Origin of the sequence: Pseudomonas sp. GZD-222 (genome assembly GCF_049310525.1) — a bacterium.
In the GTDB taxonomy this organism is placed as follows: Bacteria; Pseudomonadota; Gammaproteobacteria; order Pseudomonadales; family Pseudomonadaceae; genus Aquipseudomonas.
On sequence record NZ_JBMOWO010000111.1, the window covers coordinates 1 to 14244 of the forward strand.

The following is a 14244-nucleotide window of genomic DNA, read 5'->3' on the forward strand; positions in this document are numbered from 1 at the left end:
ACACACTCCCCCATCGAGGGGGTGGGGGGGTTTGGGTGGGCTTCCTCCCCCCCCCCCGATGCTGTTAATCGCCAGAATGTTACTTTTTGACTCTCAGGCTCGTTTCATGACCTGCTTCACCAAGCAGTCCCCCCTGCAGCTTTACCAGCAGGCTATCGAACGCGATGGCTTTGTCAGCGACCCGGCACAGTTGCAGGCTGCCAGTGCCTTGCAAAGCTGTTTCGAAGCACTGCAAGGCGGTGAAGCGCCACAGGGCGTTTACCTGTGGGGTCCGGTAGGACGCGGTAAAACCTGGCTGATGGACCAGTTCCACCAGTGCTTGCAGGTACCGGCCCGGCGTCAGCATTTTCATCACTTCATGCGTTGGGTCCACCAGCGTCTGTTCCAGCTCAACGGCACCGCCGATCCCTTGCAGGCCCTGGCTTTGTCCCTGGCCGAAGAGATTCGCGTGCTGTGCTTCGACGAGTTGTTCGTCAACGATATCGGTGACGCGATCATTCTGGGGCGGCTGTTCCAGGTGATGTTCGAGGCCGGGGTAGTGATTGTCGCCACCTCCAACCAGCCGCCCGACCAGCTGTACGCTGACGGCTTCAATCGGGAGCGCTTCCTGCCGGCCATCGCCGCCATCAAGCAGCATATGCAGGTGCTGCCAGTTGCGGGTGAGCAGGATCATCGATTGCACCCGGGCGCTGCGCAACAGCGTTACTGGGTGCGCGAGCCTGGTCAGGCGCAAGCACTGAGCGAGGTCTTCAGCCAACTCTGTGGTGAGCAGCCTTGCAGCGATCAGCCCTTGCAGGTGGGGTCCCGTCAGATACAGGTGGTGCAACGCTGCGATACGGTTATCTGGTGCCGCTACACGGATTTGTGCGAGCAACCTCTGGCGGCCATGGATTTCATGGCACTGTGCGACAGCTTCACGGCGATCCTGGTGGGAGAGGTGCCAGCCCTTGGCGCACGCCAGCGACCCGCGAAAATTGCCCGGGGCACCGAGGATGCTGCCAGCCGTGTAGTGGCGGGCGACCGCGAGTTACCGCAGTTGTCGGTGCATGATGACAGCGTGCGCCGCTTCATCGCATTGGTCGATGAATGCTACGACCGTCGGATAGCGTTGTACCTGGAAGCAGAGGTAGCGCTGGATGCGCTCTACACTCAAGGGTATCTGGAGTTCCCGTTCCGGCGCACCCTTAGCCGCTTGCGGGAGATGCAACTGCAACGCTTCTGTTGAAGGAGTCGATCATGCAGCCGCTGTCGCATCATTTACTGACCATGGCCTACCAGAACGGTTGGGCCAACCACAGGCTGTACAAAGCCTGTCTGCAACTGAGCCAGGACGAGTTCGTGGCACCGCGTTGCAGCTTCTTCGGCTCGATCAAGGCCACCCTCAACCATATCCTTACAGTGGACTGGTTTTACCTTAACGCCCTGGAGTCAGAGCAGCGGGGTGAGGCGCCAGAGCCGGACAGCGAGCGTTTCTTCGAGCCTGAAGAGCCATTTTCCAGCTGCGAGGCGCTAAGAGAAGAACAAGCACAGGCCGACCATCGGCTGATTGCCTACTGCAGCCAGTTGCGCGACGACCAGTTACAGCGCTACGTGAGCATCGTGCGCCCTGACTGGGTCCAGCGTGAGCAACGCTTGCGCCTGTTGTCCCACCTGTTCGAGCACCAGATCCATCACCGCGGGCAGGTGCATGCCATGCTCAGCGATACCTCGGTCAAACCACCCCAGCTGGACGAGTTTTTCTGCGAAGACGAAGCGCACCTACGCGCCCAGGACTTTGCCGAACTGGGCTGGACCGAAGCGCAGATCTGGGGACGTTAACGCCCCAGCCAGCCCAAGGTCAGCAGAGCCAGCACCGCGTAACGCCCGGCCTTGGCGATGGTGACCAGGACGACGAAACGCCAGAAGGGTTCGCGCATGATCCCGGCGATCAGGGTCAGCGGGTCGCCGATCACTGGCATCCAGCTCAGTAACAGCGACCACTGGCCGTAGCGCTGGTAGCGTTGCTGGGCCCTGTCCAGTTGCGCCTGTTTGAACGGAAACCAGCGCCGGTCACGCAGGTGTTCGATGCCGCGGCCCAGCAGCCAGTTGACGATAGAGCCCAGAACGTTACCGGCTGTGGCGATCAGCAGCAGACTGAACACGGCCTGCGGATCACGCAGCAGCAAACCCACCAGCACGGCTTCCGATTGCAGCGGCAACAGCGTCGCTGCGCCAAAGGCGCTGAAAAACAGCGCCCATTCACTCAACATGCCGGGCTGATCAGTAGTTGGCGACTACTTCGTCACGACCGTCCTGGGTCAGGCCGACGACCTGGTAGGCATCCTTGTGGTCGCCCATTTCCATACCGGGTGAACCCATCGGCATGCCCGGTACCGCCAGGCCGCGCAAGTCGGAACGCTTGGCCAGGAGCTTGACCTGCTCGGCTGGCACATGGCCTTCGACGAACTTGCCGTCGATTACTCCGGTGTGGCACGAAGCCAGGCGTGGGGCCACGCCCAGACGCTGTTTGACTGCGCTCATGTTCGGCTCGACATGGTCGTTGACGGTGAAACCGTTGTCACGCAGGTGGCTGATCCACTCTTTGCAGCAGCCACAGTTGGGGTCGCGGTAGACGTCGATAGTCTGCCCGGCCTGAGCCAGGGTGCTCAGGGCCAGCAAGCCGAAGGCGACGATTTTTTTGCTCAACATGGTGATTCTCCAAGACTAGAAACGCAGGCGGACACCGGCGACCAGGCGGGTCTGGCCGATATCGCCCTGGTCATCACGGATCTGCTCGGCGGCATTGCCGTAGCTCCGGTTGAAACTGACGCCCAGGTAAGGGGCGAAACCACGGGTGATCTCATAGCGCAGGCGCAGACCGATCTCACTGTCGGCAAGGCCGCTGCCCTGATCGCGGCTGGCATCGTTGCGGCCATAGAAGTTCGCTTCCAGGGACGGTTCAAGTATCCAGCGGTTGGTCAGCAGGATAGCGTAACTGCTCTCCAGGCGCAGCGCGGTTTGTTGCCGCTCACCGACATAGGCGGTGGCCTCCAGCTCCAGGCCGTACAACGGCATGCCCTGGATACCGAAGGCTGCCCAGGTCTGGCCTGTGGCCGGCTTGAAATCCTGGCGCAGGCCACCGACCAGCTCCCACCAGGGACTGATGGCATGGCCCCATAGCGCTTGCAGCTCGGCCTTGTGGGTGGCGCCTTGTTCACGTTCACCTTCGGTACGCAGCCAGAGGCGGTCGATGTCACCGCCGATCCAGGCACTGGCGTTCCAGTTCAGGGCACTGCTGCTCTCGAAGTTCTGGTGCTCCAGCTGCTCGACAATCACTGCCCAGTTGACTTGCTGATCGTGCACCTGATGACCGGGCAGCGGCGGGAAGGCGGCGCGGCGGTCGGCATCGGTGATCGGCCGCAAGGGCGTGCGCGGGGCGTCCAGCGCCTGGCCGTGAGCCATGCCGCTGTGGTCCATGGCGCCATGGTTCATCGCGCCATGATCCATGCCCTGGGCCCGGACTTCTTCACTGGCGAGCAAGGCGAGCAGCGCCAGGCTGCCCAGCAGGGGACGGTTGAGTGCTTCATTCATCGACGCGTACCTCGCGGAACATGCCCATCTCCATGTGGTAAAGCAGGTGGCAGTGGTAGGCCCAGCGCCCCAGCGCATCCGCGCTGACCCGGTAGCTGCGACGGCTGCCGGGTGGAATGTCGAGGGTGTGCTTGCGCACCTGGAAGCGTCCGTGCTCGTCCTCCAGGTCGCTCCACAGACCGTGCAGGTGAATCGGGTGGGCCATCATCGTGTCGTTGACCAGGGTGATGCGCAGGCGCTCGCCGTAGCGCAGGCGCAGTGGTTCGGCGTCGGAGAACTTGATGCCGTTGAACGACCAGGCGAAGCGCTCCATGTGGCCGGTCAGGTGCAGTTCGATCTCGCGGGACGGTTCACGACCGTCCGGGTCGGCAAAGGTGCTTTTCAGGTCGGCGTAGGTCAGCACCCGGCGACCGTTATTGCGCAAGCCAATGCCCGGGTCGGCGAGGTTGGGCTTGGGACTCATGGTCTGCATATCCACCAGCGGGTTGCCGGTTTCACTGGCCGGATGAGTCTGCATGCCGGTCATGGCCCCATGGTCCATGCCGCCCATCTGGCTGTGGTCCATTCCGGTCATTCCGGCCATGGCGTCCATGCCACCATGGCCCATGTCGGCCATGGTCAGGATCGGCCGTGGGTCGGGAGCCGGTACCGGTGCGCTGAGCCCGGTACTGCGCGCCAGGGTGCCGCGGGCGTAACCGGTGCGGTCCATGCTCTGGGCATAGAGGGTATAGGCGGGCAGGTCGCCCACTTCCACCAGGACGTCGTAGGTTTCGGCCACGGCAATGCGCAGCTCGTCGACGCTGACCGGCTGCACCGGCAAACCATCGGCAGCGATCACCGTCAGTTTCAGGCCCGGAATGCGGAAGTCGAAATAACTCATGGCCGAGCCGTTGATCAGGCGCAGGCGCACGGTTTCACCGGGCTGGAACAGGCAGGTGAAGTTGCCATCCGGGGGCTGGCCGTTGAGCAGGTAGGTGTAGGTGGCGGCGCTGATGTCGGCCAGGTCGGTCGGGCTCATGCGCATCTCGGCCCAGTTCTTGCGCTCAGCCACGGTCTTCGGCCAGCCGTGCAGGGCGACGTCATCGATGAAGTCACCGACGGTGCGCTTGTGGTAGTTGAAGGCGTCGGACTGCTTTTTCAGCGTCGCCATCAACTGCTCGGGGGCCTGGTCACTCCAGTCGCTGAGCAACAGCACATAGTCGCGCTGATAGCGATGGGGCTCGGGTTGTTTCGGCTCGATGACGATTGCCCCGTAGACCCCGGCCTGCTCCTGCAAGCCGGAATGGCTGTGGTACCAGTAGGTGCCGCTCTGCTGCAGGGTGAACTGATAGAGGTAATCGCCACCGGGCTCGATACCGGCAAAGCTCAGGCCCGGGACACCGTCCATGTTGGCGGGCAGGATGATGCCGTGCCAGTGCAGCGAGGTCGGCTCGTCCAGGCGGTTGCGTACGCGCAGTGTTACCGTGTCGCCTTCGCGCCAGCGCAGCACCGGGCCAGGCAGGCTGTTGTTGATGGTAAGCGCGGTGCGCGGACGACCGGTGATGTTGACCGGCGTCTGGCCAATGAACAGTTCGAAGTTTTCGCCGCTGAGCTCATTGCCCAGGGGCGCGCCTGCAGCGAAGGCGGGCAGACGCCAGAGGCCGAGGCCTGCCAGGGCACTAGCGGCGGCGAAGCCTTTGACGAAGGTACGGCGGTTGGGATTCACAAGCATGTCGTAGCCAATCCAGGAGCTAGGGTGACACGACATTAGCCAGCGACGACTGTCAGCAAACTGAGCTGCAGATTACAGATTTGTCAGCCTGGTTCGTGCGCCACTAGCCGGTTGAAGGGTACGACGCCGCTTTTCGCTCGACGCGTCCTGCGTTAGCCTTGGCAGGTTAATGCCATTGGGGGCAAGGAGTATCCATGGACAAAGTCATTGTGATCACCGGCGCCAGTCGCGGCATTGGCGCTGCCACCGCACGTCTGGCGGCCCGTGAGGGATATCGCATCTGCATCAACTACGTGAGTGACGACGAAGCCGCTCAACGGGTGCTGGCCGAGGTGCGCGAACTGGGTGCCGAGGCCATTACGGTCAAAGCCGATGTCAGCGTCGAAGACGAGATCATCCACTTGTTTCAGCGCGTTGATGCCGAGTTGGGGCCGGTAACCGCTTTGGTCAACAATGCCGGGACCATCGGCCAGAAAAGCCCGCTTGAACAGATGTCGGAGTTCCGCCTGCTCAAGCTGATGAAGACCAACGTGGTCGGACCGATGCTCTGCAGCAAACATGCCGTGCAGCGTATGTCGAAACGCAATGGCGGGCAGGGCGGCAGCATCGTCAATGTGTCCTCGGTGGCTGCGCGTCTCGGCTCGCCCAATGAGTATGTCGACTACGCGGCTTCGAAGGGCGCGTTGGATACCTTCACCCTGGGGCTGGCCAAGGAAGTTGCCGATGATGGCATTCGGGTCAACGCCGTGCGTCCTGGCTACATCTTTACCGACTTCCATGCCCTCAGTGGCGACCCAGAGCGCGTCAGCAAGCTTGAGCCGAATATTCCCATGGGCCGTGGCGGGCGGGCTGAAGAAGTGGCGGAGGCGATTATCTGGCTGCTGTCCGACAAGGCCTCGTACTCCACGGGCAGCTTCATCGACCTGGGCGGCGGACGCTGAGCCTGCTGGGTAACGCAGGCCCTGCGCTGGGGAAGGTTCAGAACGAACGCACGATTCTGCCCAGGGTTTCCATGGCCTTCTCGGATTGTTCGGTCCAGGGGCTGCCGTAGTTCAGACGGATGCAGTTGCGAAAGCGCTGGGTCGGCGAAAAGATCGGCCCGGGCGCAATGCTGATGCCCTGGGCCAGGGCCATCTGGAACAGCTTGAGCGAATCCATCTGCTCCGGCAGCTCCAGCCACAGAAAATAACCGCCGGACGGATGGCTGACTCGCGTCTGCGCCGGAAAATGCCGGGCAATGGCGGCAAGCATGGCGCTCTGCTGTTCTTCCAGGGCGTAGCGCAGCCGGCGCAAATGTCGATCGTAGCCGCCGTGCTGCAGGTAGTCGGCAATGGCCGCCTGGGCCGGCATAGAGGCGCACAGCGAGGTCATCAGCTTCAAGCGTTCGATCTTCTGTGCGTAGCGCCCGGCAGCCACCCAGCCGATCCGGTAACCCGGTGCCAGGCTCTTGGAAAACGAGCCGCAATGCATCACCAACCCGTCGGTATCGAAGGCCTTGGCCGGTTTCGGTGCTTGTTGAGCGTAATAGAGCTCGGCATAGACGTCGTCTTCGATCAGCGGCACCTGATGCTCGCGCAGCAGTTCAACCAGTTGCTGCTTTTTCTCCTCCGGCATGCTCGCGCCCACCGGATTCTGGAAGTTGGTCATGCACCACACGGCCTTGACCGGGTGTTTGGCCAGGGTCTGCGCCAGTACTCCCAGGTCGATGCCTTCGCGCGGGTGCACGGGAATCTCCACGGCTTTGAGCTTGAGACGTTCGAGCACTTGCAGGCAGGCGTAGAAGGCGGGGGCCTCGATGGCGACCAGGTCACCCGGTTCGGTTACGGCTTGCAGGCACAGGTTAAGCGCCTCCAGTGCCCCGTTGGTGATCAGCAGCTCCTCCATCGGCAGCATCAAGCCACCGACCATGTAGCGCAGGGCAATCTGCCGACGCAGTTGCGGGTTACCCGGCGACAGGTCGGTGACCACCATGCGTGGGTCCATCTCGCGGCTGGCGCTGGCCATGGAGCGGGCCAGGCGCGGTAGCGGAAACAGGTGGGGGCTGGGGAAGGCCGAGCCGAAAGCGACGGTCTGCGGGTCCTTGATCGAGTCGAGGATCGAGAACACCAGCTCGCTGACATCCACCTCGGTGGACTCGCTGGCTTGTTCGATGATCTGCGGTTCGTTGAATTGCCGCGGCGCATGGGCATTGACGAAGTAGCCCGAGCGCGGCCGCGCCCGGATCAGCCCGCGGCGCTCCAGCAGGTAATAGGCCTGGAACACCGTGGAAGGGCTGACCCCGTGGGTCTGGCTGGCGTAGCGCACCGAGGGTACTCGCTGGCCGGGGCCGAGGACCCCGGAGCGAATCAGTTCGGCAATGTCGTCGGCGAATTTTTCGTAGCGTTTCATCATGGCTCTGGACGTTTCGACTGCTGCGAAGTGTATGTGATCAGCGGTTCAAAGGCGCGACAAAACGGCTGTGGGCAACACTGGATATACCCGGCTCGTCGGTGTCGCTGATTTCGAAGGCGATCTCCTGGGAGCTGCTTTGCGGCCGATCGGCAAGCATCGCCACCGACACCGGCAACTCACTCATTTCACCTGCGGCCAGCGCAAACTCAGTCTTGCCGTGCAACTCGAAGCCCTCGGCATTCACCAGACGCAAGCGGTAGTGCTGCGCTTGCTGGGTCTTGTTGATGACCTTGAGGGTGTAAATATTCTCGATCTGGCCCAGATTGTTCTCACGGAACAGACCGCGGTCCTTGATCACGTCCATCGACACCATCGGCCGTTGCTGCAGGGCGATGACCAGGGCGCCGATCATCACCACCAGTACGGTGACGTAACCGAGCAGGCGTGGGCGTAGCCAGTTGGTTTTGCCGCCTTGCAGGTTGTGTTCGGACTTGTAGCCGACCAGGCCACGGGCATAGCCCATTTTGTCCATGATCGAATCGCAGGCGTCGATACAGGCCGCGCAACCAATGCATTCCATCTGCAGACCGTCGCGGATATCGATGCCGGTCGGGCAGACCTGCACGCACATCTGGCAGTCGATGCAATCACCCAGGCCTTTGGCTTTGTAGTCGCTGTCTTTCTTGCGGGGGCCACGGGATTCACCGCGGGCCGGATCGTAGGCGATGGCCAGGGTGTCCTTGTCGAACATCACGCTTTGGAAGCGCGCATAGGGGCACATGTGCATGCACACCGCTTCACGCAGCCAGCCGGCGTTGATGTAGGTAGCGCCGGTGAAGAACAGGATCCAGAACAGGCTGACACCGCCCAGTTGCAGGGTGAACAGCTCTTCGGCCAGTGGCCGGATCGGTGTGAAGTAACCGACGAATGTCAGGCCGGTGAGCAGGCTGATCGCCAGCCACAGCGTGTGCTTGGCCGAGCGCCGGATCATCTTGTTCAGGCCCCAGGGCGCGGCAGCGAGTTTGATACGCTGGTTGCGATCGCCCTCGGTGACCTTCTCGCACCACATGAAGATCCAGGTCCAGGAACTTTGCGGACAGGTGTAACCGCACCAGACGCGCCCGGCAAACACGGTGATGGCGAACAGGCCGAAGGCGCAGATGATCAGCAGCGCTGACAACAGAATGAAGTCCTGTGGCCAGAAGGTCGCACCGAAAATGTGGAACTTGCTGTCGGCCAGGTCCCAAAGCACGGCCTGGCGGCCGTTCCAGTTCAACCAGACCGTGCCAAAGAACAGCAGAAAGAGAAAACCCGCACCGCCAAGGCGCAGGTTTCGAAACAAGCCGGTGAAGCTGCGGGTGTGGATTTGTCTGTCGCTGCTGGCGGTCTTCTTCTTGAAAGTGGAAGGCTCGGCAATTTCAACGATCTGGACGGGAATTCTATCGCTCATGGTTCGTCGCTCATCAGGCCTCGATCAGGCCAGAACACTATGGCGCCCCATCTGTTTGCATAACAGGCTCAGATATTTCGATAAAAACCGTATCAGATTTTTCGCAAGATTCCCCGAAGCCTTAGATTATCGAGGCCTCGACGCTTGTCTTGAGATGCCTGCGACCATCCACCGCACCCGCTACAGTGAGGGTTCCGACTGCTGATGCCGGCCCTGACCGATCAGCGCTCGCTGCTGCACTTGTGGCGTTGCGGGTGGTCCATCGAGAAACAGTCCCTGTGTGGAGCACGCCAATGGACGCCTGGTGGCATCAAGTCTGGTTGACCCTGGTGGCTGAGTTCGCCGACCTCAATGACGCCAAGCAACTGACCCAGGTGACAGTTCGTCTGCTGATGGCCGCGTTACTCGGTGGCATCCTCGGCTTCGAGCGTGAAATGAAGGGCAAGGCGGCCGGGGTGCGAACGCATATGCTGGTGGCGATGGGCGCTGCGCTGTTCGTGCTGGTACCGCGCATGGCCGGGGTCGACGATGCGGCCTTGAGCCGGGTGGTGCAGGGCATTGTCGCCGGTATCGGCTTTCTGGGTGCTGGCACCATTCTCAAAGGTCATCATCAGCAACTTGATCACGTCAAAGGCCTGACCACCGCAGCGGGGCTGTGGATGACCGCGGCCATCGGTGTCGCGGCCGGCATGGGGCGTGAGGCCACGGCAGTGATCAGCACCCTGCTGGCCCTGCTGGTGCTGGGCATGATGCCTTGGGTGGTGAACCGCTTCGAGAAAGATGATGAGGAAGTAAACCAGGAGGATAAAAACGAGGAGGGCAGGAAGCACTGAGGGGAGCCTAAGCTCCCCTCAAAGATTGTTGCGTGCTCTTTTTTTGTTATTGGAGGGCGGCCTGTTGTTGTTTTTGGCGACCGTTGCCTCTTGTCACTGGCGATCCCCATCCGGGATCAAGAGCAAACGTATTTTTTTGAGCGCTGATCTACTCTCATCATTACTGATCCAACCGTGACCTTCGCTACCTTGGGGTAGTTTTATTGTTTTCTGTCAGGTTGCGGGGCACGCCCCGGGAAAGCACATCCTCTCCAAAAAAATCTGTTAGCTGCGTCTCTGCCGTGTTGTTCTTGTTATGTCAGAGTCGTTACGTCTTATTTTTATTGGGTGTGTCGCACTTTTTATTGTTCTTGTACCAAAGATATAGCAGGTGCCGTGCCAACTTTTTAAAATCCAATAAAATCAATGACTTAAGTTTTTTCGTGGAGAGAGGGGACGAGAGGATTTGTCGATTTGTTTCCGTGTTACCCGGTTTTTCGCTGAAAAGTGCGGGAGCGGTAACACCCCGGCCGCAACCGGGCTGTTACCGCCGCTGATCACTGTGCGTTACGGGCACGGGCGACCCGTGAACCGCTGGCACGGCCCAATACCTGGCTGATACGCAGGCCGGCGTCGATCAACTGGTCGAGGTTGATACCGGTCTCGATGCCCAGTCCCTGGAGCATGTACAGCACGTCTTCGCTGGCCACGTTACCGCTGGCGCCCTTGGCATAGGGGCAGCCGCCAAGGCCTGCAACCGAGCTGTCGAAAACACTGACACCTTCGAGCAGGCTGGCATAGATGTTGGCCAAGGCCTGGCCATAGGTGTCATGGAAGTGGCCGGCCAACTGGGCGCGTGGCACGTGCGCGGCGACCACGTCGAACAGGCGGCGGGTGCTGCCTGGAGTGCCAGTGCCAATGGTGTCGCCCAGGGACACTTCATAGCAGCCCATCTCGAACAGCTCGCGCGCCACCGGCGCCACCTGCTCGGCGCTGACTGCGCCTTCATACGGGCAGCCGAGCACGCAAGACACATAACCGCGCACCCGCACGCCGTGCTCTCGGGCGGCGTCCATGATCGGCACGAAACGCTGCAGGCTTTCGCTGATCGAGCAGTTGATGTTGCGTTGCGAGAACGCCTCAGAGGCTGCGGCGAACACGGCCACTTCCTTCACCCCTGCCGCCAGGGCATCTTCGAACCCGCGCAGGTTGGGTGCCAGGGCCGCGTAGGTGACGCCGGTCTGCTGGCGGATGTTGGCAAACACCTCGGCAGAGCCGGCCATCTGCGGTACCCACTTGGGCGAGACGAAGCTGCCTACCTCAATATAGGAGAGACCCGCGGCGGTCAGGTCATCGACCAGCCGGACCTTGTCCGCCACGCTGATGGGCTGGGCTTCGTTCTGCAGGCCGTCGCGCGGACCGACTTCGACCAGGCGGACTTTTTCAGGCAATGACATGGCGCGTGTTCCTCAAGGCTCAGTGGCTGTTTTTCTGGTTGTTCAAGGTGGCGGCCAGCGCTTGTTCGCAGCGCTCTTCAGCGGTATCGAGCTCCAGTTGCATCTGCTGGATATCGAGCAGTTGCTGTTCGAGCTGGGCACGGCGTTCGGCGATCTTGGCCAGCATGCTGTGCAATTGCTTGAGATTGCCGCTGGTCGGGTCGTAGAGCTCGATCAGCTCGCGGCATTCGGCCAGCGAAAAACCGATGCGCTTGCCGCGCAGGATCAATTTCAGGCTGACCTTGTCGCGCGCTGAATAGACGCGTTCCAGGCCCCGGCGCTCGGGGCTGAGCAAGCCCTGTTCTTCATAGAAGCGGATTGCGCGGGTGGTGATGTCCAGCTCGCGGGACAGGTCGGAGATGCTGTAGGTCTGGCTGCTCATGGTCAGGCTCGGGAAAAGGGCATGAGCTAACCTAATGGCAGGTTGACGTTTACGTCAAGCTCCATGGGGCAAGCCCACTCCTGAGCGGTCTTGCTATATAGCTTGAGCCTGTCCCCGCTCATCCTGAGCCACCACCGCCTGGCACAGCTCAATGATCTGCTCACGCATCCAGCGGTTGGCCGGATCCTGATCGGTACTTTCATGCCAGTACAGGTGCGTTTCCAACGGCGGCACATCGTTGACCGGGAGACTCAGGTAATTGAGTTGGTGGCGACGGGCGAAGCGTTCCGGCACGGTCATGACCATATCGGTCTGCTGCAGCACCTGAGAGGCCATCAGGTAATGCTGCGAGCGCAGGGCGATCTTGCGCTGTACACCCATCTTGCCCAGGGCCAGGTCGACATAGCCCAGGCCGTTACGGCGGCTGGAGATATGGATGTGCGTCATTCCCAGGTAATCGTCCAGGCTGAGCTTGTCTTTGGCCATCGGGTGGCCTTGGCGCAGGGCGCAGACGTACTGATCCTGCATCAGCTTGACGTGGCGAACCTGCGGGTCGGTGTTGAGCGGCGCATCGACGGCAAAATCCAGACGCCCGGCGGCAAGCTCCTTGGTGGTTTCGCGGCGCTTGCACAGGAAACTTTCAATGATGACCGCAGGGGCCAGGCGGCGCAGGCGCTGGAACAGCGGGGGCAGGATTACCGCCTCGGTGAGGTCGGTCATGCTGATGCGGAAGGTTTTGTTGGCCTGTAGCGGGTTGAAGATGCGGCTTTCCTGCACCGACACACGTAACAGCGACAGGGCATTGCGCACCGGGCCAATGATGTTCTGCGCCATGGGCGTGGGCACCATGCCTTGGGCGGTACGCACGAACAGCGGGTCATTGAAGGTTTCGCGCAGCCGCGCCAGGGCATTGGAGACAGCGGGCTGGGTAATGCCGACGATCTGCCCGGCACGGGTCAGGTTGGCTTCGGTGTAGATGGCATCGAAGACGATGAACAGATTCAGGTCGACCTTGCTCAGGTTCATGGGCGCTGCTCTTTTGTTGGTGTTATGGGTCAATCATATATTGGTTATGAATGTTTATACACGCCGAGAATAGACTAGGTGGATTTTGCTTGCTGATCTAGGCTCTTCATCAGATCCCCTTTCCACTGAAGGTACTGCCCATGGATTTCGCCTATTCACCCAAGGTCCAGGCGTTGCGCGAACGTGTCACGGCGTTCATGGATGCTTATGTCTATCCCGCTGAGGCGGTGTTCGAGCGCCAGGTCGCCGAGGGTGACCGCTGGCAGCCGACGGCGATCATGGAAGAGCTCAAGAACAAGGCCAAGGCCGAAGGCTTGTGGAACTTGTTCCTGCCAGAATCGGAGCTGGGCGCGGGGCTGAGCAACCTGGAATATGCGCCGCTGGCCGAGATAATGGGCCGCTCGCTGTTGGGGCCGGAACCTTTCAACTGCTCGGCGCCGGACACCGGCAACATGGAAGTGCTGGTGCGCTATGGCAGCGAAGAGCAGAAGCGCCAGTGGCTGGAACCGTTGCTGCGCGGTGACATCCGCTCGGCCTTTGCCATGACCGAGCCGGACGTGGCCTCTTCTGACGCCACCAACATGGCCGCCCGTGCCGTACGCGAGGGTGACCAGTGGGTGATCAATGGCCGTAAGTGGTGGACCTCCGGTGCTTGCGATCCGCGCTGCAAGATCATGATCTTCATGGGCTTGAGCAACCCGGACGGCCCGCGTCACCAGCAGCATTCGATGATCCTGGTACCTACCGACACCCCCGGGGTGAAAATCGTCCGTCCGCTGCCGGTGTTTGGTTACGACGACGCTCCTCATGGCCATGCCGAGGTGCTGTTCGAGAACGTACGGGTGCCTTATGAGAACGTGCTGCTGGGCGAGGGGCGCGGGTTCGAGATTGCCCAGGGGCGGCTTGGCCCAGGCCGTATTCACCATTGCATGCGCTCGATCGGCATGGCCGAACGGGCCCTGGAACTGATGTGCAAGCGCTCGGTGGAGCGCACCGCATTTGGCCGGCCATTGGCGCGCCTGGGTGGTAACGTCGACAAGATTGCCGATTCGCGCATGGAGATCGACATGGCGCGGCTGCTGACGCTGAAGGCGGCCTACATGATGGACACCGTAGGTAATAAAGTCGCGCGCAGCGAGATTGCCCAGATCAAGGTGGTTGCGCCGAATGTGGCCTTGAAAGTCATCGACCGGGCAATCCAGATCCATGGCGGTGCCGGGGTCAGTGGTGACTTCCCGCTGGCGTACATGTACGCGATGCAACGCACCCTGCGCCTGGCCGATGGCCCGGATGAAGTGCACCGCGCAGCCATCGGCAAATACGAAATCGGCAAATACGTACCCAAGGAAATGCTGCGCAGCGGACATTGATCTGCGCACGAAGGACATCAGGCCCGCTTATGCGGG

The 14244-nt window shown here is 61.3% G+C and carries 14 protein-coding genes; 5 read left to right on the plus strand and 9 right to left on the minus strand.

Annotated elements, in window-relative coordinates; all coding sequences use genetic code 11:
• Positions 1–106: 106 nt before the first annotated feature.
• Together zapE and ACO6VD_RS20610 are read left to right on the plus strand one after the other, a co-directional pair.
• Positions 107–1225 carry a cell division protein ZapE gene (zapE, locus tag ACO6VD_RS20605; protein WP_422421711.1) on the plus strand — a complete coding sequence of 373 codons (1119 nt, stop codon included), beginning with the start codon at positions 107–109 and terminating at the stop codon, positions 1223–1225.
• 11 nt (positions 1226–1236) lie between these two features.
• The gene (locus ACO6VD_RS20610) at positions 1237–1818 is read left to right on the plus strand and encodes a DinB family protein (RefSeq protein ID WP_422421713.1); all 582 of its coding nucleotides are present in this window, start codon (positions 1237–1239) and stop codon (positions 1816–1818) included.
• On the opposite strand, the gene ACO6VD_RS20615 is transcribed toward ACO6VD_RS20610, so the two are convergent.
• From ACO6VD_RS20615 to ACO6VD_RS20630, 4 genes are read right to left on the minus strand one after another with little or no spacing between them, the layout of a single operon-like run.
• Positions 1815–2249, minus strand: a complete 435-nt coding sequence (locus tag ACO6VD_RS20615) for a YqaA family protein (protein WP_422421715.1) — start codon at positions 2247–2249, stop codon at positions 1815–1817. The genes ACO6VD_RS20610 and ACO6VD_RS20615 overlap by 4 nt on opposite strands.
• A 10-nt stretch (positions 2250–2259) precedes the next feature.
• Positions 2260–2688 (minus strand): DUF411 domain-containing protein, encoded by a 429-nt coding sequence (locus ACO6VD_RS20620; RefSeq protein ID WP_422421717.1) that lies wholly within the window; start codon positions 2686–2688, stop codon positions 2260–2262.
• 15 nt (positions 2689–2703) lie between these two features.
• Positions 2704–3570: a copper resistance protein B gene (locus ACO6VD_RS20625; RefSeq protein ID WP_422421718.1), complete on the minus strand. Its 867-nt coding sequence runs from the start codon at positions 3568–3570 to the stop codon at positions 2704–2706.
• Positions 3563–5281 carry a copper resistance system multicopper oxidase gene (locus ACO6VD_RS20630; RefSeq protein ID WP_422421719.1) on the minus strand — a complete coding sequence of 573 codons (1719 nt, stop codon included), beginning with the start codon at positions 5279–5281 and terminating at the stop codon, positions 3563–3565. The genes ACO6VD_RS20625 and ACO6VD_RS20630 overlap by 8 nt, the downstream gene beginning before the upstream one ends.
• Before the next feature lie 194 nt (positions 5282–5475).
• Here ACO6VD_RS20630 and ACO6VD_RS20635 point away from each other — a divergent pair, with 194 nt between their 5' ends.
• Positions 5476–6222, plus strand: a complete 747-nt coding sequence (locus tag ACO6VD_RS20635; protein WP_422421721.1) for an SDR family oxidoreductase — start codon at positions 5476–5478, stop codon at positions 6220–6222.
• A 37-nt stretch (positions 6223–6259) separates the two neighbouring features.
• On the opposite strand, the gene mapR is transcribed toward ACO6VD_RS20635, so the two are convergent.
• Positions 6260–7669 carry a GntR family transcriptional regulator MpaR gene (mapR, locus tag ACO6VD_RS20640; RefSeq protein WP_400170020.1) on the minus strand — a complete coding sequence of 470 codons (1410 nt, stop codon included), beginning with the start codon at positions 7667–7669 and terminating at the stop codon, positions 6260–6262.
• Between the two features lie 40 nt (positions 7670–7709).
• The gene (gene ccoG / locus ACO6VD_RS20645) at positions 7710–9122 is read right to left on the minus strand and encodes a cytochrome c oxidase accessory protein CcoG (protein WP_422421722.1); all 1413 of its coding nucleotides are present in this window, start codon (positions 9120–9122) and stop codon (positions 7710–7712) included.
• A gap of 293 nt (positions 9123–9415) precedes the next feature.
• On the opposite strand from ccoG, the gene ACO6VD_RS20650 reads away from it, so the two are divergent.
• A complete protein-coding gene (locus ACO6VD_RS20650) occupies positions 9416–9955 on the plus strand; it encodes an MgtC/SapB family protein (protein ID WP_422421724.1) in 540 nt (179 codons plus the stop codon).
• A 536-nt stretch (positions 9956–10491) separates the two neighbouring features.
• On the opposite strand, the gene ACO6VD_RS20655 is transcribed toward ACO6VD_RS20650, so the two are convergent.
• The 3 genes from ACO6VD_RS20655 to ACO6VD_RS20665 form a co-directional block, all read right to left on the minus strand.
• Complete coding sequence (locus ACO6VD_RS20655) at positions 10492–11391, minus strand: hydroxymethylglutaryl-CoA lyase (protein WP_422421726.1); 900 nt, start codon at positions 11389–11391, stop codon at positions 10492–10494.
• 19 nt (positions 11392–11410) lie between these two features.
• Positions 11411–11812 (minus strand): MerR family transcriptional regulator, encoded by a 402-nt coding sequence (locus tag ACO6VD_RS20660; protein WP_028944211.1) that lies wholly within the window; start codon positions 11810–11812, stop codon positions 11411–11413.
• Between the two features lie 93 nt (positions 11813–11905).
• Positions 11906–12838, minus strand: a complete 933-nt coding sequence (locus tag ACO6VD_RS20665; protein ID WP_422421728.1) for a LysR family transcriptional regulator — start codon at positions 12836–12838, stop codon at positions 11906–11908.
• A gap of 140 nt (positions 12839–12978) precedes the next feature.
• On the opposite strand from ACO6VD_RS20665, the gene ACO6VD_RS20670 reads away from it, so the two are divergent.
• Positions 12979–14208 carry an acyl-CoA dehydrogenase gene (locus tag ACO6VD_RS20670; protein ID WP_422421730.1) on the plus strand — a complete coding sequence of 410 codons (1230 nt, stop codon included), beginning with the start codon at positions 12979–12981 and terminating at the stop codon, positions 14206–14208.
• The last annotated feature ends 36 nt before the right edge of the window (positions 14209–14244 follow it).

What these genes read in the sequence shown, in the direction of transcription:
- zapE (WP_422421711.1), top strand. Translation starts at nt 107, where the DNA reads ATGACCTGCTTCACCAAGCAGTCCCCCCTGCAGCTTTACCAGCAGGCT.
- ACO6VD_RS20610 (WP_422421713.1), top strand. Translation starts at nt 1,237, where the DNA reads ATGCAGCCGCTGTCGCATCATTTACTGACCATGGCCTACCAGAACGGT.
- ACO6VD_RS20615 (WP_422421715.1), bottom strand. Translation starts at nt 2,249, where the DNA reads ATGTTGAGTGAATGGGCGCTGTTTTTCAGCGCCTTTGGCGCAGCGACG.
- ACO6VD_RS20620 (WP_422421717.1), bottom strand. Translation starts at nt 2,688, where the DNA reads ATGTTGAGCAAAAAAATCGTCGCCTTCGGCTTGCTGGCCCTGAGCACC.
- ACO6VD_RS20625 (WP_422421718.1), bottom strand. Translation starts at nt 3,570, where the DNA reads ATGAATGAAGCACTCAACCGTCCCCTGCTGGGCAGCCTGGCGCTGCTC.
- ACO6VD_RS20630 (WP_422421719.1), bottom strand. Translation starts at nt 5,281, where the DNA reads ATGCTTGTGAATCCCAACCGCCGTACCTTCGTCAAAGGCTTCGCCGCC.
- ACO6VD_RS20635 (WP_422421721.1), top strand. Translation starts at nt 5,476, where the DNA reads ATGGACAAAGTCATTGTGATCACCGGCGCCAGTCGCGGCATTGGCGCT.
- mapR (WP_400170020.1), bottom strand. Translation starts at nt 7,669, where the DNA reads ATGAAACGCTACGAAAAATTCGCCGACGACATTGCCGAACTGATTCGC.
- ccoG (WP_422421722.1), bottom strand. Translation starts at nt 9,122, where the DNA reads ATGAGCGATAGAATTCCCGTCCAGATCGTTGAAATTGCCGAGCCTTCC.
- ACO6VD_RS20650 (WP_422421724.1), top strand. Translation starts at nt 9,416, where the DNA reads ATGGACGCCTGGTGGCATCAAGTCTGGTTGACCCTGGTGGCTGAGTTC.
- ACO6VD_RS20655 (WP_422421726.1), bottom strand. Translation starts at nt 11,391, where the DNA reads ATGTCATTGCCTGAAAAAGTCCGCCTGGTCGAAGTCGGTCCGCGCGAC.
- ACO6VD_RS20660 (WP_028944211.1), bottom strand. Translation starts at nt 11,812, where the DNA reads ATGAGCAGCCAGACCTACAGCATCTCCGACCTGTCCCGCGAGCTGGAC.
- ACO6VD_RS20665 (WP_422421728.1), bottom strand. Translation starts at nt 12,838, where the DNA reads ATGAACCTGAGCAAGGTCGACCTGAATCTGTTCATCGTCTTCGATGCC.
- ACO6VD_RS20670 (WP_422421730.1), top strand. Translation starts at nt 12,979, where the DNA reads ATGGATTTCGCCTATTCACCCAAGGTCCAGGCGTTGCGCGAACGTGTC.